Genomic DNA, 21,591 nt, shown 5'->3' on the forward strand with positions numbered 1-21,591 from the left:
TTTGTTTTTTATTGAAGTTAAATTATCTCAATAGACAATTAAAAAGTTTTTAGTAAGAAAAAGTTATTCCAGCACCCAATCCCATATCACTATCATAATGTGATGTAATGCCCATGTTTTTGTTTACGATGTAACGAAAACCTGCCATGTATTCCTTATCGGTGTTAAGCATAAAACTCACTCTAAGTCGTTTGGTAATAGGCATATCTTCTCTCATAAGTTGAAAACGAATATTTCCATCCTGATAGATTTCAGCTTGTCCAACAATGAGTAATGGCAACGTGTAATTTACGCCGACTGTAACAAGACTTCTTAGGTCCTTACTATTTGATTGCCCAAATAGATTTGTTTCCTGTTCATCTATTCCAAACTTTCTATAACGCCAATCAAAGCCAATAAATGGCATTAACCACTGCATTTTCCCAACATATCTACCAATATGTGTTTCTACCTCATATCCGTGAAAATCATGATAGCCCAATCGCCATTCTGAACCAATGCTCCACCTCGTATTTTGTAACATGGCCATTCCATCATTACCGTTGGTTGCAAAATCATTCTCAGCCATAAAATGAAACTTGCGGTCGTCTGCAAACAGTTTCCGTTGCGCTAGTTTTGGATTAGGAATCAATGGATTGGGCATCTGATTTTCATAACTTAATACCCTACCCATTCCGCTCATCATATGGTACAAAATATGACAATGGAAAAACCAATCACCTTCAACATTGGCGTTAAATTCTAATGTATCCGTCTCCATCGGCATAACATCCACAATGTTTTTTAAAGGAGCATTTTGTCCTTGACCGTTAAGTAACCTAAAATCATGCCCATGTAGGTGCATCGGATGGCGCATCATGGAACCATTGTAGAGAATAATTCTAACATTTTCTCCTTTTTTGATAAGGATTTTATCGGCTTCTGAAACGACCCTATTGTCTAAACTCCAAACATATCGATTCATATTACCGGAGAGTTTAAAGTACAATTCTTTTACTGGAGCATCCTTGGGCAATGCTGTTATGCTAGGGGACTTCAGCATGGCATAATTCAGGGTAACAATGTCTCCCAGTGCATTGGCATTATAACGATTGGGGTCATTGTCATCTTGTTTTGGCTTAGCATCGCCAGTTATTTCAGGATACATCACCACATTCATATCCATTTGATTTAAACTCATGGCCATACCCATATCATTCAATTCGCCATTCATCTTCATCATGTCATTCATCATCTTCATCCCTTCAAAATACTTTAATCGGGGTAAAGGTGATTTCAACTGTTTAATTCCATTTCCAATATAAATGGATGCTGAATTAGTCCGGTCTTCAGTCGTTGCTAAGAATTCATAGGCAGTCTTATCTGCTGGAATAGTAACAATAATATCATAGGTTTCTGAAACCGCAATAATTAATCTATCAACTTCAACCGGTTCCACATCGTTCCCATCATTTGCTACTACTGTAATTTTACCCCCGGCATAAGTCAGCCAAAAATAGGATGATGCACCCCCATTTGAAATTCTTAGTCTGACCTTGTCTCCACCTTTCAACTCATTTCCTGAGATACTTTTAAGCTCAGAACTTGGTTTACCATTCATGAATATTTTTTCATAATAGACATCGCTAACATCCATCGCTAACATCCGCTTCCATTCACTTAGCAACTTAGTTTTAAAATGACCTGCTGATATTGCTTCCCCATAACTTTGAACGGAGTTTTTTCTCAATGCGGGATAATCATTGGCATTATGAAGCATCCTGTGAATATTCTCGGGTTTGAGATTGGTCCACTCACTCAGTACAATAGGAAGCGTTGGTAAGTCATCGATTCCTTTCCTAAAAGAGTCGTCGTTCGGTCTTTTTAACATGACAAAATTCCCATACATTCCTATTTGTTCCTGCAACCCTGAGTGTGAGTGATACCAGTGGGTACCATTTTGAATGATTGGGAAACGATAGATATGGGTTGTATTTGGCCGAATGGGCATTTGTGTAAGGTTGGGAACCCCATCTTCTTTATTGGGTAAAAATAGCCCGTGCCAATGTAAAGAGGTTTCCTCCTTAAGTAGGTTATGAACGTGTATTTCAGCCGTATCACCTTCGGTAAATGTTAAGGTTGGCATTGGTATTTGACCATTAACTGCAATCGCTCTTTTTTCTTTGCCAGCAAAATGCACTAAAGTGTCTTTTACGTAAAGGTCATAGCGAACAACTTTTTGGGCGAAAACAGTTGTTGAAAAAAGCACAAAAACTGTAATTAAAGTATTCGTTTTAAAAAAAACGATTAAAGAGTTTAATTTCATGTTACATTGACTAAGAGCCATATTTTTAATAAAGTGGCTCATTAATTTATTGTTTCAACAGTTTTACCACATCCCAACATTTTAGAACCATAATAGGGGTTTTTAACGATATTCTCCTTACTCAACCAATTTGCACCTTTTCCTTTATTAGCCATTGGACAAAATTGATAATATGTTGGTGTCTCTTGTTTTGAGACTTTCATCACCGAATACATGTTTTTAGATAGAGATGTAAAGTGGTCTCTTTGATGGCTGGCATCTTTGGTCTCCGAAATATGTTCCGCATCAAAAATCAAATCTTTCATCACTTTCATCCATTCTACATGTTCTTCTTTCGTTAAATTTTCCATTTTAACTGCGTTTATAGAATTTAACAGCAAAACAGCTTTGGTGGCTGCCAAGCTACCATCCGTTTTTACCAAAGCATCTTTCACTGCAAAATAAGAATCGAAGACCTCTTTTAGTTGCACTCCTTGTGTTTTTGTTACTAAAATTGGCATGACAACTTTTTCTTCCACATCAAGACTTACAGCTTTTAATTCTTCAACTTTTGCAACAACTTTTCCTGTCCGTTCATATTGGCAACAAATTTCAAGTTTAGCATAAACATTGTCAGGAGCGAGAAATTTGTCGCTATCATAACCTGCCAAACCAATTCGTTTTAGAATTTCATCCTGATTTGTTTTCTTTTCATCATAGGTTAGGAAGGCCATTTTTGTATCCTTATTCCATTCCACCTGAACAATATCCTTTACATTGGCCGCCGATTCGATGGTCTTTTTACAGATAGAACAATTTCCATAAATGTGAACAGTTTCTACCTTGGCATTTTTAATTTCTGCAAAACATGTCGAGATGGATAGCAATAATGTTATTGCCATCAATAATTTTATTGATTTCATTTTTTAATAATTTTACGTAAAAAACAATTGATTTTTAAAGCAATACTTTGCTTCCGATAAGACAGACCAATGGCTGTCAAGGTAATAAATTAACCTATATTGGGGGGTGTCCAAATGTAACCAAAACCTGATGAATGGTAAGTTTGGTTATAAAACGATTTTACTGAATTGCGAGCTGTGAATGTATTGATATTAAATTTTACTAAAAAATCAGGTATTACCAATGTGGAGAAAGGTGATGGGCAACTGCACGTAGAATTATCACAATTCCCTCCACAACTGTTCCCTTCGTTTTGTCCGGTCATTTTGTGTTTTCCGCAACAATTATCTTTATTAGATTTCTCAGACGAGTCCTTTAAACAGCAGGATTTCTCCGCTTTCTTAGATTTTGCTCCACACGCATAGGATTTCACGGGCACGGTTAGGCAGCCAAGAAATGTAATTATGAGCAGTATGTGAAATTTTTGCAACATATTTCTTATAACGATAAAAGTACGAATTTGTTTCAATTTTTAATGAATTAGCTCTAAATTTAAATACTTCCTTCAAATAAAGTGCTGTTATACTAATTTCACAATTAATGATAAAGCGCGCAATTTCTTACAATGAATGAAAAAGTGATGAATGTCAAATACTACCTCCAATTTAGACAAAGTTAAAAGAAAAACACTTGTCGGATTTCCAATATCCAAACCAACTCTTGGCATATTCTTGGCACAAACAGAAAATCGCATGTAAAACACTTGATGAAATATGTCCAAAAAACACATAACCCTCTCATGGGACTCGAACCACAAAAATCGTTGAATATGGGTTGATTTTAAACGAAAAAAGTCACTATTTCTAGTGACTTTCTTGTTTGCTCCCTCTCCTGGGCTCGAACCAGGGACCCCATGATTAACAGTCATGTGCTCTAACCAACTGAGCTAAGAAGGAATATTGTTCCTATTGGGACTGCAAAAATAGGGGGACAATTCATTAAATGCAAGATTGCCCCCCATTTTTTTTGAAATTATTTCTTTTCAGCCTTTTTAGCGTCCTTTTTCTTCACGACTTCTCCATCCTTCAATTTCTTCGCCACTGTCGCATAAGGTCCCGAGATGATCTCTTGACCTTCCTTCAAACCCGAGATAATCTCAATGTTCTCAAAGTCCGAAATACCCGTCTTCACCACCACTTGCTTCGCCTTGCCTTTCTCTTCCACAAATACCACTTCTTTCGTGCTCTCCTTGCGCTTCTTCGCCGTGTTAGCATCTTCTTGTGTCGTCACAACCGCAGCGTCTCCCGGCTTATCTTCGCCTTCCTTAGCCTCCTTCGGAGCCCCTAATTCACGCGTTGTAACGGATGATAATGGTACCGTTAAGATATTCGACTTTGTGTTCGTTAAAATCTCCACAGATGCAGTCATCCCGGGCTTCAATGGATACGATAACTTACCTTGAATCAAATCCGCATACGAACTACGCAACACGCGAATCTTCACCTCAAATTCCGTGACAGCATCCGTCGTAACGGATTGCGCTGTGCCCGATGAATTTGCCGAACTAGCCACTTCATACACCACGCCCTTAAACTTGCGCTCAGACGAAGAGAATGCATCCACATCAATCAATACCGTATCTCCCAAACTCACCCGCGTAATGTCATTCTCATTCACATTCACACGAACTTCCATGTTATTCAAATTCGCAATACGCAACATCTCCGTTCCCGCCATCTGCGACGTTCCTACCACACGCTCACCCAACTCCACATTCAACTTCGAAATAATTCCACTCTGTGGCGCATAAATCGTTGTCTTCGTTAAGTTTGTCTTCGCCTCTTTAAATGCCGCCTCCGCTGACTTTACGTTGAAGTTGGCCGCCTTCACATTCGCCTTTGCCGCTTCCAAATCTTGTTTGGCAACTAAATAGGCCGACTGGAACTGATCGAAATCTGAATCCGAGATCACCTTATCCTTGTGCAAACGATTGTTACGATCAAAGTCAATCTTCGCCTTGCTTAAACGAGCTTCACTTTGCGCCAAAACTGCCTTGCTCTGCTCCGAACCCGCCTTCTGCGCGTTCACCTGCGCCTCCGCACGTGCTAATAATGACACATAATTGTCCGGACGAATCTTCAACAACTCTTGACCGGCAACCACTGAATCTCCCTCCGCAACCTTCAAGGAAACAATCTCACCCGAAACATCGGGAGAAACCTTCACCTCAACCTCCGGCTGAATCTTACCCGAAGCAGATACCTTCTCCACGATCGTCGCCTTCACCACTTTGGCATATTCTACCTCCGTAGGCTCCGCCTTGCCTATCCACTCCATCTTCTTCGCCAAAGCCAAGCCTCCAAAAATCAATATCACCACACCAGCGATGATTATCCATGTTTTTTTGTTATTCATAATCTTAATTGTTTGTCAGTCGCTAGTCAAAAGTCACTAGTCGTCAGTCAGGTTGTTTAATTTTCTCTTTTAAAATATACTCAACGTTTCTTCTGAGGGTTCCTAGGTTAAAACCTAGGGTTATAAATAATTCTTATTCCACACCTCTACACGCTTCACTCTTAACTCTTAACTAAAAAGTCAAACTCTTCCCTTGGTAATAATCCAAAATCTTCGTCCGAAACACAAAATCGTATTTCACCTGGATCAACGCCAAACGCGCCTTATCCAAATTCGTCTTCTGTAAATTATAACTCACAAAATCAATCGTTCCCGCATTAAAGCGACTTTCTGACGCCCGGAAACTTTCCTCCAAAGCCGAAACTTGTGTGGAAGATGCCTCATATTTATTCGCCGCATTCACCATATTCACATAAGCCTGCTCAATGTTTTGACGCAAAGTTAAGCGTGCGCGTTCTGCCTCAATCTCTGCATTTTCTTTCTGCAATCCCGCCTGTACGACCCGCGTGCGATTCGCATATTTGGCAAATATCGGAATGTTTAAATTCAACGAAATGACCTTGTTCTGCGTATTATTCAATTGGTCAAAATAGCCCACCGTAGACCCTTCTCCATATTTAGGCTGTACTGTCGATACCGGATAGGACGTTCCACCAATGGCCACCGAACCCAAATTCATCGTCTGTGTTCCTAATAATTCAATCGTTCGCAAAGCATTGGATTGATTTGCCGACCAGCTTCCACTCATCGATAGGGTAGGAAGACGAAAAGCCTTCGCCACAGCAACACCTTTCGACGCGCCTTGTACACGAAAATCAGCCGCACGCACCAAAGGTTGAATCTCAAGCGCTTTGGCATAAATCGCGTCAACCGATAAATCATAGGCTTTTGAAGATGGAACCGGTACCTGGATACGCTGCAAATCAAACATCCGAATACTTGAATCATTTAATAGTTGTTGCAAGGTCAATTTGTTAATGTCCAACGAACTTTGGAAGGACACGACATTGGATTCTTCATTGGCCAACTGCGCCTTCAAATCCAACACATTCGATACGGGCAATGTCCCCGCCGTCACCAATTTCTGCGTACGATCAATCTGTAATTTCGTGATTTCAGTCTGCGCTTGAGCAATGGATAATTGGTCCTCCGCATTCAAAATGGACAAATAAGACAAAACAACCTGTAGGGCAATATTCTCGCGCATCGATTGCAAATCCTGCTGCGTCGCCTTCAAGGCAAACTCATTTTGTAAAATAGTATTCCGCAATTGGCCTCCATTAAATAGGGTCAAATTCGCGTTCAATCCGACGTTATTGTAATTAATGTTTCGGGAATCATATCCGTTGGTATACGGGTTAATCGACCGACCAAAACTCGCCGCCTGATTAATGTTTCCCCCCAAAGATGGCAATTGATTGTATTTCGCTTGTTGGTACGTCAACTCCGCATTCTTCAAGTTCACCTCATACGACTTCACCGTCAAATTATGCTGCAACGCGATGTCAACCGCTTGGCTTAAACTCAAATGAACCAACGAGGCATTGCCTTGAATCGCAGTTTGCGCGTGAGCTCCCCAGGACAATCCAGCCAACAAGGTAAGCGAAAGGTATTTTTTAATAGACATAGGCGTCGATAGAATTAGTTCACAATAATACACAAATGCGGTTGGTACAAACTTGATTTTTGGATAAACGGCAAGAGTCGCTGATAAAATCCGCGATTACTGCACAACAGGAAAACGGCGTTTCGCCTCCGCACGCGAAAACGCATTAAAATGCCACCACTCAAACTCAATGCGCATGAAGCCTGCCGACTGCATCGCTTCCCGCAAGATCAAGCGATTTTGATAGGCTTTTTGGCTTAATTTCCCAGCTGCTAAGAATTGCTTTTCTTTTGATGGATAGGCCAAATCACCAAAAAAATCATATTTCGTTCCCATGTCCAGAGGCTTTCCGCTTGCATCCGCTACTGTTAAATCCAAAGCAGATCCATAGTTGTGAATCGAATGCTGCTTCGGGTCTGCCACGTATTTTTGGCGTTCCGCGGGAGGATACTGCGTCAATGTATTCCACAAAACCCATTGGATGGATAGGGGACGCGCCGCATCATAAATCAATAAATGATACCCCGGGTATTTTTTCTCAAGTGTTGCCTGCGCTTTCTGAAGCATCGCTAACACGGGCTTTTGCACATAGGCGTGCCGCAAACAACCATAAACATCTCTACCCATGAAATTATCTGCCGTCCCGTATTTTAATTCCACAAGGACGCCGGGCGCATTTGAGCTAACTTCCACCAAGCCCTGTTTTTCCATGGCCAACTCATACGAACAGTTGGTTTTTTGTGCCCAAGCAGCGAAGGAGAGTAGGAGGAAGGCAATCGTGCGCATAATAATCGAAGATTTTCCCTAAATTTAACCAAATTTCCTCGACCCTATGGCATTAAATTGGATTTGGTTTTTATTCTTCGGTGTGGCTTTTGTGGTCGCGATTATTCAATACATCTTCTTTGGTAATGCCGAAATATTCAAAATCCTAGTCGACGGGATGTTCGATTCCGCCGAATTAGCCGTGATGAAAATTGCCTTGCCGCTCGCGGGCGTGATGACCTTTTTCATGGGAATATTACAAGTAGGGGAGAAGGCGGGTGCGATCCAATTTTTGGCCAAACGCATCGGACCCTTTTTCACCCGTTTATTTCCAGAAATTCCCAAAGACCATCCGGTACACGGGCAAATGATCATGAACTTTTCAGCCAATTTATTGGGCCTTGATAATGCCGCAACGCCCTTTGGGCTAAAGGCTATGCAGAGTTTACAAGAGGTGAACCCGAATAAAGAAACGGCATCAAATCCGCAAATCATGTTCTTGGTGTTGCACTCGGCAGGACCGGTGTTAATTCCCTTAAGTATCATGGCCCAACGGGCCATTTACGGCGCGCAAGATGCCTCTGATATCTTTATTCCCTGCCTCATGGCAACTTATGCCACGACGATTACTGGGCTAATTTTTGTGTCAATTAAACAGAAAATCAACTTATTAGAACCCGTACTTTTTGCCTGGTTGGCCGGACTAACCGCTTTTCTTGGTGCCATCTTGTGGTATTTCAGCTCCTTGCCAAAAGAGGCGATTGAGCTGCAGTCCAAAGTCATTTCAAATGGAATTCTATTCCTTTTAATCTTCTCTTTCATCGCCGCCGCAATGCGCAAGAAAATCGATATTTTCGGAACCTTTGTTGAGGGTGCCAAAGGGGGATTTGAAACATCCGTGAAGATTATTCCTTACCTCGTTGGGATGCTCGTGGCCATCTCTTGCCTACGGAATTCGGGTGTTTTAGGCAATATGGTTGACGGCATTAAATACTTGGTGGATTTGTCGGGCATCGATAACCGCTGGGTGGATGCCATGCCAACGGCACTTTTGCACCCGGTGAGTGGAAGCGGATCGCGTGCCATGATGATTGATACGATGAAGACCTTTGGTTCGGATTCGTTTGTTGGGCGTTTATCTTGTGTGTTCCAAGGCTCAGCCGAAACGGTTTTATACGTGGTCGCTTTATACTTCGGATCCGTACAAGTGCGCAACATTCGCTATACCTTGTGGGCAGGATTGCTTGCTGATTTCGTGGGTATCGTGACAGCTATTTGGGTGAGCTATTTGTTTTTTGGCTAATTCAAAGGCAAAACCAACGCAACATTTCCTCCGATGATATCTGGTTTCCAAAGACCTTTGTCGGCGCCTATCGATGCCTTCAATTGCGCATCATAGCCCATCAACTGAACAGGGCGTTGCCATTGCAAGCCAACTGAATACTGCCTTTTTACGGGAACATTTTCTTGGCCAAACCAACCGATGGAATTGCTCATCGATCCGCGAAATTTGAAATCATTTTCACCAAATTTGGCCTGAATTCCAACATAAAATGATTCCACCCGATTATTATCATAAAAAGTCCCGTTCGTGGGGGTTAATTCTGACTCCGAATCGAGGGTCATCAGTGGCGTACCAAGTCCTTTGCCGGCATAGGTCCAACCGTCCCGATAAACAGCATTATTAAAATAATTGTCCAGCCCTCGGTTTATATTCGAGTCGTTAAACACAGATCCCCCTTGCGATGCCGAATTAAAGTATTCCAAAACGATTTTGGTAATACCTTGTTCAGCCTTGCGTGTAAAGGCGATTCCATGAAGTCCGTCGGTGATATTATTTCCGTGATAAAGCGATCCATCCTCGTATATACTTTGGCGATAAAAAAAGAGCTTCGCCTTTTCCCAATCAATCTCCATGCCTACATCAATCGTTCCCAAGTGATTCCCTAAGCGATTCCACCCATCGTTGACGCCGTAGGTCGCGGTATCACCACCAACAACGTTCATACTTTGGCCAGTAATCATGTAAAAATACTCTTTTAAGCCCGTGGCGATTTTTCCATTTTTCGCAGAAAAATTACCCGGATCCGCGTATTTCAGCGTGCCGCCCCACTGTACTTGGTGATTAAATCCGCCGTAGAATTTGAAAAGCCAAGAGGGTTTACCGAGTCTGCCATAAAAGGATTTTTGATGTAAATAAAAATTTGAAACGTCGCCTCGTTGGTTATCAAACCATCCATGCGCATAATTGCCTTTAAAGCCAACGACTCCTTGAACAAATTCGGGCGCCCAATAGTCTTGAACGACGAGGTTGATCATGGGCATGGGCAGCGCATTTCCCGACCATATAAATGATCCCGAACTTAGTGTTGAATCAACCAAGCCCTGTATTTGCTTTTTCCGTCCCGCTTGTAATTCAAAAATGCCAAATTTGCCCGTTAAATAGGCTTCTTGCAATAATACATCCGCTTTTGTCTCCGTTAAATTGACCAAAGCGCGAACACCATACCCCCAGCTCGCACGTTTATTTACTTGTATGAAATCGCTCATGGACACCGCCGCAGTGGCATAACTTTCCTTCGTTGGAACGGCTCCATACTGATTAGCGCGCAACCAAAATGGCGTATAAGTACCATTGGTTAAACCTGTGCCCAACTCAAGACTAGGGCCGATTTTTTCCTGCGCTGTTGCACAGAAGGCAATCAATAGTAGAAAAGAAATCGCGCGAAGCCGCATGAATAGGGGTTTAAGTATGCAAAATACGAAAAAAGTATTAACAAAGTTGTAGAGACGCGAGGTGTCGCGCCGCTAATTTGAACAGATTTACCACCGTACTTTTAACTTATACCCCCAGGCTTAAGCCCGGGGGTTTAAACGCGAAGTATCGCGTCTCTACAATTCTGCTATCAGCTAACCCGCTTACTGATTATTTTTACCGCATTCGATAATCGAATTGACTACGATTGGGACTCACAATACATTTGTCAAACAACCTTAACCACGACAATGGATGCTAGCTCTCAAAACGAAAAAATCGCTACATTTGATTATGAAAAAACGAATTCAAATCTTTCCTCAGGATAAAAAAGAGCGCTTAGCCATAACCAAATGGCTTCGTGAAAACAATATCCAATTTGAAGAATTGGATTCAACATATAATCCGGCAATCATTGAAAAAGTGCTCGAAGGCAAACGCAATATCGAAGAGGGCAATTTTATCAAATTTATACCAGACATGTTGTGGAAATAATTCTATCTCCACAAACACAATCGGATATCATATATTGGAAATCTAGCGGCCAACGATTGGTTCTAAAACGAATCGAGGTCCAATTGTTGTCAATTCAGTAAGATGCGTTTAAAGGCATCGGCAAGCCCGAAAAACTAAAATACCAGTTAGTTGGCCTTTGGTCACGGAGAATAAACGCTCAACATCGAATTATCTACGAGATAAAATCAAATGCTGTTCATATTTTAAGCTTAAGGGGGCATTATTTGTTTTGAAACAAGAATTCGCTTTTGCAAAGACATTAGACGCTTGACAATGGAATCCAATTTGTAATACCCAAAGAACTCGCAATGTATCTCGCCTGAACTTCGTACTCCTTAACATACAGACTAGCGACTGATGACTACCTTACTCCACCCTCGCCACCAACTCAAATCCCAAAGAATCAATCCGCAATCGTACTTCGTGCCGATTTTTAATCCCCATCACTTCCGCCTTTTGGCCCTTTAAAGCACCCGCATCGATGGTAATGAAATCGCCCACTTGCAGCGTATTTCCAAAGACTTCCACAGCCGCATGCTCCGATAAAAATTGTTGGATCGCCAGAATCTCATCGTCTTGAATGACGGCCGGCTTTTGTAACCAATACACAAAATTAACAACACCCAGGGTCCGACGAACCGTAGCACTTTGCTTGTCTAAATCAATGTTGACAAAAACATAGGAACGAAAAAGGGGTTCCTCGGTAACTTTACGTCGGTCCGACCACTGTTTTTCGCGCTTATTCACAGGACAATAAGCTTCGATTCCTGCTTCTTTTAAGCGCAGGGCTACTTTTTTCTCCGTACGAGATTTCGTGTAAACTGCATACCAAGCCATATTACAAGCGGGCGTCTACGATGGATTTATCTAAAACGGATTTGATATCGAAAAGCACCCCGTCTTTGGCTTTTAATTCGCCATAGGCGAGATCCAAAAATTCGCGGTGCGCCACCGTTAACACAATGGCATCATAAGCCTTGCCCAATTCAGAAACCAACTTGATCCCATGCTCATGGCTGACCTCTTTCGCATTGGCCCAAGGATCATATACATCCACCTCCATACCGAAATCGATCAATTCCTTGTAGATATCAACGACACGCGAATTACGAATATCTGGACAATTTTCTTTGAATGTAATGCCCAACATTAAGGTTTTGGCACCCCCAATTTTCTTGCCCTTTTGAATGAGCAATTTAACCAACTTGTTGGCCACAAAAATCCCCATGTTGTCGTTCACTCGTCGGCCGGACAAAATAACCTGCGGATAATAGCCCAAACTCTCCGACTTATGCAATAAATAGTACGGGTCGACCCCAATACAGTGACCGCCCACTAAACCGGGCTTAAAATTCAAGAAATTCCATTTGGTGCCCGCCGCCTCTAAGACTTCTGTCGTGTCGATTCCCATCCGATCAAAGATCAGCGAAAGCTCATTAACAAAGGAAATATTAACATCGCGTTGGGCATTTTCAATCGCCTTGCTCGCCTCGGCAACCTTCAAAGATGACGCCTTGTGCGTCCCGGCCACAATAATCGATTTGTATAATTGATCTACCCACTCGGCAATTTCCGGTGTAGAACCCGAAGTTACCTTTTTGATTTTCGTCAAGGTATTTACCTTATCGCCTGGATTAATCCGCTCAGGCGAATAGCCGCAGAAGAAATCTTGGTTAAAAACCAATCCCGAATGCTTTTCAAGCACCGGCACACAATCCTCCTCTGTACAACCTGGATATACCGTAGATTCGTAAATCACGACATCTCCCTTTTTCAACACCTTTCCGATCATCTCTGAGGCCTTCAACAAAGGACTCAAATCGGGCTTTTTAAAGTGGTCAATGGGGGTGGGAACAGTAACAATAAATGTATTACAGGTTGACAAATCTGCCACCTGAGAAGAAAAACGCAAATTTTTTGATTCCGCTAATTGAGCAGCACTCACTTCTTGGGTGCGATCCACGCCCGACTTTAATTCATCAATACGCGAAGCGTCGATATCAAAACCCAAGGTTGGATAAATCTTTCCAAACTCCACTGCCAGCGGGAAACCCACATAGCCCAAACCTATAATCGCAATCGATGGATTCATCTTATTTGGTAAATAATTGTACATCCGAAGCCATCATGTCTTTCACCAAAGCCGGCAAATCATATTGCAATTTCCAACCCAATTGTTCTTTCGCCTTCGTTGGGTCGCCAATCAATAACTCCACTTCTGTGGGACGGAAATAGCGAGGATCCACCGCAACGACCTCTTTGCCTATTTCAACTTGATACAAAGGATTGTTACAAGCCGCGATTGTCGCAATTTCATTTACCCCTTCGCCCGTAAATTTAATTTCAATGCCTACCTCACTAAATGCCATCCGAATAAAATCACGAACCGTTGTTGTAATACCCGTCGCAATGACAAAATCCTCCGGTTTATCTTGTTGCAAGATTAACCACATCGCCTCGACGTAATCTTTGGCATGACCCCAGTCGCGTTTCGCGTCTAAGTTTCCTAAGTATAATTTATCTTGTTGGCCCATCGCAATCTGCGCGACCCCACGAGTTATTTTTCTTGTAACAAACGTTTCTCCGCGCAAAGGCGACTCGTGATTAAATAAGATTCCATTCACAGCAAACATGCCGTATGCCTCGCGGTAATTCACCGTAATCCAGTAGCCATACAATTTGGCAACCGCATAAGGTGACCGCGGATAAAACGGTGTTTTTTCAGATTGTGGTACTTCTTGTACCAAACCATATAATTCAGATGTAGAAGCTTGGTAAATCTTCGTTTTTTTCGTTAAGCCCAACAAGCGGACCGCTTCCAAAATTCGCAAAGTGCCGATTCCGTCTACCTGAGCTGTATATTCCGGTTCGTCGAAAGATACTTTGACATGCGACATCGCACCCAAATTGTAAATTTCATCCGGTTGAACGTCTTGAATAATGCGAATAATGTTCGTAGAATCACTTAAATCGCCATAATGCAAGTGGAAATTTGATGCATCAACATGCGGGTCTTCGTATAAATGATCAATCCGTTGCGTATTGATTAAGGAGCTTCTGCGCTTAATCCCATGAACAACATAATTCTTGCTCAACAACAATTCTGCCAAATAGGCTCCATCCTGACCCGTAATACCCGTAATTAAGGCAACTTTTTTATGCTGTGACATACATTCAATTTAATGACTCCTCGCGGAAATTTTTCAAACCCCAAAATTACGAAAATTTAGCAGAGCACTAAAGCTAATTTGTGAAAACACATTGTTTTATTCATACAATGCCAAAATAGCCTTTTCATGTTTGGCATAAATCGCCTTGCGCTTCAACTTCAGCGTAGGTGTAATTTCACCGTCCTGCACCGTGAATAAACGAGGTAATAAAACAAATTTCTTCACCTGTTCGTATTTCGCAACAGAACCCATCGTGGACATAACCTCTTCCTCCAACTTCCGGAAAACATCTTTATTGTTAATCAACTCTTCTGGCGTACCTACCGGAATTCCGTGTTGTTTACACCAAACGCCTAAAGCCGCAAATTCGGGAATAATCAATGCCGAAGGGAATTTTTGTCCTTCGCCTACGACCATGCATTGTTCGATAAACGCGGATTCTTTTAATTTATTTTCCACCAACTGAGGTGCGACGTATTTACCACCCGACGTTTTGAAAATTTCTTTTTTACGATCCGTAATCTTCAAATACTTTCCTTCCACCATCTCGCCAATATCACCCGTATGAAACCAACCATCTTGATCTATTGCCTCTGCGGTTGCTTCCGGATTCTTGTAATAACCTACCATCACAGAATCCCCTCGCACACAAATTTCTCCGTCCTCCGCTATTTTCAATTCCATGCTATCGACCAAAGTTCCCACACAACCGATTCGGAAATCCGGCGGGTTTACTTGTGAAACAGAAATAACAGGCGAGGTTTCCGTTAAGCCATAACCTTCACTTACTGGAACACCAGCAGCCCAAAAAACACGCGATAATCGTGGTTGGAGCGCCGCAGATCCCGAAGCAATTAATCGTACATTTCCACCTAAAGCTTCACGCCATTTGCTGAAAATCAATTTCCGATAAACGGCTAATTTTATGGAGTCTACAAATCCCAATTTAACCATCGGGTCATATTGCAAACCAAATTCAATTGCCCCGAAAAAGAGCTTGCGTTTGATACCTGTCAACTCATTTCCCTTGGCTAAAATTTTGTCATAGACTTTCTCTAATAACCGTGGAACAGAAGCAAACATCGATGGCTTGACCTCTTTAATGTTATCAGCAATGGTCTCCATGCTCTCCGCGTAATACACAGAAACGCCATAAGACATGTACATGTAAATATCGGTGCGCTCGTAAATATGACAAAGCGGTAAAAAACTCAATGCGCGATCCGTCTCATATAAATCAAAAAACTTACCGCGAATTAAGGCTTTTACGTTCGAGACAATATTGTGATGCGTCAACATAACTCCTTTCGGCCGGCCCGTTGTACCCGACGTATAAATCAAGGTTAATAAATCACTTGGTTTTACGGCATCTTGCAAAGGTTTCAAAGGAGACCGATCTTGACCAAAACCAGCATCCTTTACATCTGTCCACATGTTGGCACCTTCGACCGGATCAAACGTGTAAACCTTTTTAATTTTACGATTTCCCTTAGAAGCTTCTTTGGCTTTCAAGTACAATTCTTCTCCCTCAACAAACACATACTTCACCTCCGCATTCTCAAAAATGAATGCATAATCTTCGACCGTAATAGTAGGATACATAGGCACGGAAACCGCACCAATCAATTGAATAGCAAAATCGATGAAATTCCATTCGGGTCTGTTGCCTGAAATAATGGCAATTTTATCACCTGGCTTAATCTTCAAGGCCAAGAGTCCTAAAGCCACATCCTGAATTGTCTCCAAGGTTTCTTCAGAACTATATTTCCGCCATTCACCGTTTCGCTTCAAACAGAAAAGATCTGATTTCTGAAGCTGATCGTAAATAGGCAATAAATCAAATACGCGGGTGAAATTGGAAAATTCAAGCATGATTTAAGTTTGTTGGTAATGAATATCAAAGTTAACAAAAGAGCCTCTTGATTTGCACTTTTGTACGATTTTTTTGTACCAAAGAGTTCTTTGTCCACAAGTTATCCACAATGTATGAGGTGTTAGTGTGCTATTTTATCTAAAAATTATTTTTATTATAAATAAAATATCAAAAAAGCATTAAAAATAGCACACCCCGCCAGCGTAAATACCTTTTTCTTCTTTTATCCACACATATAAATTAAAAAAAGAAAAACTTTTTAAAATCTTTTCTTTGTTTCCCTTTGTTGTTCTATGTGGATATGTTGATAAGTCTAAAATTGATTTGTAATACGCTATTAATCAGAACGATGCTATTTCAAATTCATTTATTCTTATGTGGATAAGATTTCCTGATCGCGTGGATAAGTATGGACTTATACACATTCTCCACAGGGTACGCTATTTTATCCACATTCGTCCACATAAATTGTGGATAAAATGGGGGTTTATTGGGCACTTATCAACACATCTGTAATCTGGAAATTAGCCTTCAGTTTTATCTTGCCTGGGAAGAAATAAATCGCTTCCGGTTTTTCTTTCGTTTTAAAGTTGCCTAAATCCCAAACGCCGTTTCCGTTGCGGTCCTCAATGGCACGTAACTCATATAAACCTGGTTCCACGTGTGGAAATAGGAAGGAATTTAATCCAGCTTGTTGATAAGCTAAGACCTTCGTATCCGATTTGATTAATTGAAAAATATGTTTGCCTTCAGGTGATTTGATTTGTCCTGAAATACTTCCATAATTTTCTAAATCTTGAAATTCAAACGACTGTGTAAAAGATTGCGAGGAATCTTTTTCTACGCTCACAAACGCGTGTTTGGAAAATTTCAAATCAAATTTCGTACGCAAGGGTAGATAAGATTTTTGAATGCTCAATTCGTTGACAAAGTTATTCCAACGATAGGCCTCATCTGGCAGTTGCATTTCTTCATCTGGGCCCGTTACAAATGATATGGCTTTCGTGTTGATTAAAGCTATCGGTTTAGGGAATTTGATAACGATTGAATCCTCAGGACTTAATAAGTGATTGCTGGCTGGCAAAACTTCGATACGCAAGGGGGCATTAACGACTTTTTCTTTTTTGTTCGGCTCACGGAATTTTAATTTTAAGGATAAGGTTGCAATCCGATTTAGGGAATCCGTTACGGTTGCCATTATACGTACAGTATCTTGATGTTCCACGTTGCCTACATAGAAACGCAAATTGCGATTCGACTCGATTTGATAGGCCAACGTTTTTGGTTCGATATTAATTCGCTTTACACCTCTCGATAATTCATACAAGACGGTTTTGGCCGTGCTGGTCGTTTTGCTGATTTTCAGGGCATCTTGATTCTGTAGGGCGATTTTAAAATCCTGCGTTTGACTTTTGCTTAAATCAATGTAGTTTTCGGTGATGAAATCAACAGGTTCTTTATTTGAATTGTAGACCAAATTATTGTTGATATCATGAAATGCCGCCATGTAATATTTGCCAGCTGCAATATTCTCAATTTGGTAATTCCCAGAGGTATCTGTTTTAGTGAAGTAATAAGGCTTGGCTTGATCGATGCGCAGTGTATCGGTGTAGGGATATAGGCCAACCAAAATCGATTCAAGTTTTTTATTTGTCTCCAAATGCTTCACTTGGCCACTGATTTGCAAGGAATCTATGTCGGAACCCGAACTAAATACAAGTTTAATATTTTTACCAATATTACGTTCCGACATATCTTCAATCGCATTTCTAAAATTGAATGTGTAAGTCGTGTTTTGATGAAGCGTAGAATCTAATACCAAGGTTACACCCGTCGGGCGAATCCTCGTTTCATAAGTTCCCACATTAGGAGTTATCAACAATTCTTGATTCAAATTTCGAATATTCACATATTCATTGAAATTCAGCTCAACTTTTTTGCCCGTGTAGTTTTTGCTTTTGTTAAGCGGAATGCTGCTAACAATTTTAGGGGCCAAGGTATCTTTCTTCCCGCCTGGAGGACTTGCCGTTTGTGCACAGCGCTGGAACATGCTCAAACTGAGGAACAGGATAAAGGTAGCGAATGCGAGTTTGTGCAAGAATTTAGGCATGTTCAAAAATATAGATATTACTTGAATAATTCCCTGTTTTAAAATAGGCAAGCATGTTCGACCAAAGGCCTATGAAAAACGAGGCCACCAACTTTTTGCTCCCGGTCTTGTATTCATGACTCAAGAGCGCAATGTAAAAACTATCGAATAGCTGGCCCCGCTGTTTAGCTAATTTAAAGCCATGTTTTAATGCTAGGGATTGGATTGTCTCTGGATTGAAGTGATAGATGTGACGCGGAACATCGTAAGCCGCCCAAAACTCCTTGAAATAACCCGCATCAAAGGAATTCGAGTTTGGCAATGCGAGCAATAACTTCCCGTTCGGTGTGATGCGCTTTTTGAAGAATTCGAAATAGGCATCAATTTCATATACGTGTTCCAGAACATGCCACAAACTGATGAGCTCAAATTGCGGTTGATCTGGAATTGCCGTTAAATTTGGATAGATGTTTTGTCCTGTTAATGAAGCAGCACGTGCCGCCGTATCAGGATCTAATTCCATCCCAAAAGTATTCCACCCACGTTGCTGACATGCATGTAAAAAGTGTCCGTTTCCGCAACCTATATCCAATAGGTTTTTTGTTCCTTGTTGGTCGCCTTGGATTAGATTCGTTTTTTGTTTTAACGTGATATTACGAACCGCATGGTAAAGTTTGTTGATGAATCCTTTTTGCGTGTTGCTATGCGAAATGTAGTTCTCCGATTTATAAAAATAGCCCGCTTGTTCTGCTTCGGGTCTTGGATTTGTAAACAACAAATCACAAGTTGCGCATCGAACAACGTCAAATGTATTTTGGGATACCGTGTAATCTTTCGCCTGTAAAACACGTGTCATTTTTTGTCCTCCACACGCTGGACAGTTTTTCAGTGTTTCCATATTTAGCGACCCATGAATAAAAGTAAAATAGAAACGTCGGCGGCAGAAACTCCCGAGATGCGACTTGCCTGTCCGATTGTCTGGGGACGAATGGACTTCAACTTGATCCGCGATTCTGTCGACAAGGTTTTAATTTTGTCATAATCGAAGTTGGCAGGAATCGCCAAATCTTCCATGCTCTTCATCTTGTTTACCATCAAGCGTTCTTTCTCGATATAGCTTTCGTACTTGACGATAATTTCCACTTGTTCAATTACTTCTTGCGAATAAGTTGCCTTAATGCTCTGGCCGATTTCGTGCTGAAGAATTTGCTCAAAACTTAAGTCGGAGCGCTTCAATAAATTGATTAGTGGAGCCCCTTCCTTCAGCGTCGCTGTCCCTTGGCTTTGCAACCAATCATTCATTTCGGCAGGTTTTACTTTGGTCGTCTGTATGGTTTCAATTAACGCTGCGACCTGATCCTTTTTATTTAAATACGCATCCAAACGCTCTTGTGTTGCCAAGCCTAAGCCAAAGCCTTTTTCGGTTAGGCGTTCATCAGCATTGTCTTGTCTCAGCAAGGTTCTAAACTCTGCGCGTGACGTAAACATACGATAAGGCTCATCCGTACCTTTGTTGATTAAATCGTCAATGAGAACCCCAATGTAAGCCTCCGATCTCGACAAAGTAAATGGCTCTTTCTTATGTGCTTTTTGGTGTGCATTGATACCTGCCATTAAACCTTGGCAAGCCGCCTCCTCATAGCCTGTCGTTCCGTTAATTTGTCCCGCAAAATATAAACCCGAAACACGTTTGGTTTCCAAGGTCGCGTTCAATTGCGTCGGCGGGAAATAATCGTATTCAATGGCATAGCCTGGTCGGAACATTTTCGCATTTTCAAAACCCGGGATCAACCGGATCGCCTCAAACTGTATGTCTTCTGGCAGGGAAGTCGAGAATCCATTCACATAAATTTCAACGGTATTCCAACCTTCGGGTTCAACGAAAATTTGGTGCGAATCTTTGTCGGCAAAACGATTGATTTTATCTTCTACCGATGGGCAATAACGCGGACCCAATCCTTTGATGCGTCCCGCGAACATGGGGCTGCGATCAAAGCCTTTGCGTAAGACCTCGTGTACTTTTTCGTTTGTATGTGTAATCCAACAAGAGCGCTGCTCTTGAATGGGAGACTTCGATAAGTATGAAAATGAACTTGGATTTTCATCGCCTTTTTGTTCTTCCATTTTGGAATAATCCAGACTCCGACCGTCCACACGTGGTGGTGTTCCGGTCTTCATCCGACCCGCCTCAAATCCCAATTGGATCAGCTGTTCCGTGATACCTCCTGCCATGGGTTCGGCCATGCGCCCACCTCCAAATTGCTTTTCTCCAATGTGAATCAATCCATTTAAAAACGTGCCATTCGTTAACACGACGGTCGGTGCAAAATACTGCATACCTAAGCGGGTATTCACACCCTTTACTTCGTCGTTTTCAACAATCAATCCTTCCACGGAGTCTTGCCAAAAATCGACATTGGCATTTTGTTCCAGCGCCCAGCGCCACTCTTCGGCAAAGCGGGCTCTGTCCGACTGACATCTTGGAGACCACATGGCCGGGCCCTTCGAACGATTCAACATGCGAAATTGAATCATCGTTTTGTCTGAAATAATTCCAGACATCCCGCCTAGCGCATCAACCTCGCGAACGATTTGGCCCTTCGCCACTCCTCCCATCGCCGGGTTGCATGACATCTGAGCAATCGTTTGCATGTTCATTGTAATCAGCAAAACCTTCGAGCCCATTTGCGCTGCCGCGTGTGCCGCTTCACAGCCCGCATGCCCCGCTCCTACTACGATTACATCATATGAATTCTGCATCATCTTATTTTATGTTTCACGTGGAACACGTTTTATCTTTTTGCCAAATAATAATTTTCCTTACTCGTCATCAATTCTTTGTCGGCCTTCGCCTTATCCTTATATCCACATAAGTGCAACAATCCGTGCACCATGACGCGCTGTAATTCGCTGCTCTCGGTTCCGAATTTTGCTGCGTTTTCTAGGATTCGATCATAAGAAATAAAGATATCCCCTTCGATGATTTTGGCATCATCCGAATTGTCAAATGTCACGATGTCCGTATAGGTGTCGTGTTGTAAATAACTCTGGTTGATCTCCAATAGATAGCTGTCGGAACAAAAAACATAATTCAACTCGCCAATCTTTTTTTGCTCTTCTTTCGCAACCGCTTGTAGCCATTGCTTGTGCTTGATTTTGTCTTGCAGCTTGAAAGAAACATCTTCTGTGTGGAAACTGATCATATTCGTTTATTA

The 21,591-nt window shown here is 41.7% G+C and carries 16 protein-coding genes, 1 tRNA gene and 1 pseudogene; 3 read left to right on the plus strand and 15 right to left on the minus strand.

Features of this window, described 5'->3' with window-relative positions:
• Positions 1-49: 49 nt before the first annotated feature.
• From PQG45_RS06020 to PQG45_RS06045, 6 genes are all read right to left on the minus strand, one after another.
• Positions 50-2,305 (minus strand): multicopper oxidase family protein, encoded by a 2,256-nt coding sequence (locus PQG45_RS06020; RefSeq protein WP_316070459.1) that lies wholly within the window; start codon positions 2,303-2,305, stop codon positions 50-52.
• Between the two features lie 41 nt (positions 2,306-2,346).
• Positions 2,347-3,207 carry a DUF3347 domain-containing protein gene (locus PQG45_RS06025; RefSeq protein WP_269006890.1) on the minus strand — a complete coding sequence of 287 codons (861 nt, stop codon included), beginning with the start codon at positions 3,205-3,207 and terminating at the stop codon, positions 2,347-2,349.
• A gap of 862 nt (positions 3,208-4,069) precedes the next feature.
• Positions 4,070-4,143, minus strand: a tRNA-Asn gene (locus PQG45_RS06030).
• A 76-nt stretch (positions 4,144-4,219) separates the two neighbouring features.
• On the minus strand, positions 4,220-5,602 hold the full coding sequence (locus tag PQG45_RS06035; RefSeq protein WP_316070460.1) for an efflux RND transporter periplasmic adaptor subunit: 1,383 nt from the start codon (positions 5,600-5,602) through the stop codon (positions 4,220-4,222).
• Positions 5,603-5,774: 172 nt separating this feature from the next.
• Entirely contained in the window at positions 5,775-7,229 is a 1,455-nt protein-coding gene (locus PQG45_RS06040) for a TolC family protein (protein WP_316070461.1), read from the minus strand.
• Between the two features lie 96 nt (positions 7,230-7,325).
• Entirely contained in the window at positions 7,326-7,994 is a 669-nt protein-coding gene (locus PQG45_RS06045; RefSeq protein WP_316070462.1) for a M15 family metallopeptidase, read from the minus strand.
• Between the two features lie 46 nt (positions 7,995-8,040).
• Between PQG45_RS06045 and PQG45_RS06050 the strand changes: the two genes are divergently transcribed.
• A complete protein-coding gene (locus tag PQG45_RS06050) occupies positions 8,041-9,276 on the plus strand; it encodes a nucleoside recognition domain-containing protein (protein WP_315574551.1) in 1,236 nt (411 codons plus the stop codon).
• On the opposite strand, the gene PQG45_RS06055 is transcribed toward PQG45_RS06050, so the two are convergent.
• The gene (locus tag PQG45_RS06055) at positions 9,273-10,709 is read right to left on the minus strand and encodes a capsule assembly Wzi family protein (protein ID WP_315574553.1); all 1,437 of its coding nucleotides are present in this window, start codon (positions 10,707-10,709) and stop codon (positions 9,273-9,275) included. The genes PQG45_RS06050 and PQG45_RS06055 overlap by 4 nt on opposite strands.
• Positions 10,710-11,022: 313 nt before the next feature.
• On the opposite strand from PQG45_RS06055, the gene PQG45_RS06060 reads away from it, so the two are divergent.
• Together PQG45_RS06060 and PQG45_RS06065 are read left to right on the plus strand one after the other, a co-directional pair.
• On the plus strand, positions 11,023-11,223 hold the full coding sequence (locus PQG45_RS06060) for a DUF2683 family protein (protein ID WP_316070463.1): 201 nt from the start codon (positions 11,023-11,025) through the stop codon (positions 11,221-11,223).
• A 113-nt stretch (positions 11,224-11,336) separates the two neighbouring features.
• A pseudogene (locus PQG45_RS06065) lies at positions 11,337-11,477 on the plus strand (Txe/YoeB family addiction module toxin); the annotation flags it as partial.
• 133 nt (positions 11,478-11,610) lie between these two features.
• Here PQG45_RS06065 and PQG45_RS06070 read toward each other — a convergent pair.
• From PQG45_RS06070 to ybeY, 8 genes are all read right to left on the minus strand, one after another.
• Positions 11,611-12,081, minus strand: coding sequence for a UpxY family transcription antiterminator (locus tag PQG45_RS06070; RefSeq protein WP_315574557.1), 471 nt, complete (start codon positions 12,079-12,081; stop codon positions 11,611-11,613).
• Between the two features lies 1 nt (position 12,082).
• On the minus strand, positions 12,083-13,336 hold the full coding sequence (locus PQG45_RS06075; RefSeq protein ID WP_316070464.1) for a nucleotide sugar dehydrogenase: 1,254 nt from the start codon (positions 13,334-13,336) through the stop codon (positions 12,083-12,085).
• 1 nt (position 13,337) lies between these two features.
• Positions 13,338-14,414 (minus strand): GDP-mannose 4,6-dehydratase, encoded by a 1,077-nt coding sequence (gmd, locus tag PQG45_RS06080; RefSeq protein WP_316070465.1) that lies wholly within the window; start codon positions 14,412-14,414, stop codon positions 13,338-13,340.
• Positions 14,415-14,510: 96 nt separating this feature from the next.
• The gene (locus PQG45_RS06085; protein ID WP_316070466.1) at positions 14,511-16,286 is read right to left on the minus strand and encodes an AMP-dependent synthetase/ligase; all 1,776 of its coding nucleotides are present in this window, start codon (positions 16,284-16,286) and stop codon (positions 14,511-14,513) included.
• A gap of 488 nt (positions 16,287-16,774) precedes the next feature.
• Positions 16,775-18,397, minus strand: a complete 1,623-nt coding sequence (locus PQG45_RS06090; RefSeq protein WP_316070467.1) for an Ig-like domain-containing domain — start codon at positions 18,395-18,397, stop codon at positions 16,775-16,777.
• Positions 18,390-19,274, minus strand: a complete 885-nt coding sequence (locus PQG45_RS06095; RefSeq protein ID WP_315574565.1) for a class I SAM-dependent methyltransferase — start codon at positions 19,272-19,274, stop codon at positions 18,390-18,392. Before PQG45_RS06095 ends, PQG45_RS06090 begins: the two co-directional genes overlap by 8 nt.
• 2 nt (positions 19,275-19,276) lie before the next feature.
• Positions 19,277-21,136 carry a tRNA uridine-5-carboxymethylaminomethyl(34) synthesis enzyme MnmG gene (gene mnmG, locus PQG45_RS06100; protein ID WP_316070596.1) on the minus strand — a complete coding sequence of 620 codons (1,860 nt, stop codon included), beginning with the start codon at positions 21,134-21,136 and terminating at the stop codon, positions 19,277-19,279.
• Positions 21,137-21,168: 32 nt separating this feature from the next.
• The gene (ybeY, locus tag PQG45_RS06105; RefSeq protein WP_315574567.1) at positions 21,169-21,579 is read right to left on the minus strand and encodes an rRNA maturation RNase YbeY; all 411 of its coding nucleotides are present in this window, start codon (positions 21,577-21,579) and stop codon (positions 21,169-21,171) included.
• Positions 21,580-21,591: the final 12 nt, after the last annotated feature.

The sequence above is a fragment of the Aquirufa regiilacus genome (assembly GCF_032470275.1).
GTDB lineage: Bacteria > Bacteroidota > Bacteroidia > Cytophagales > Spirosomataceae > Aquirufa > Aquirufa regiilacus.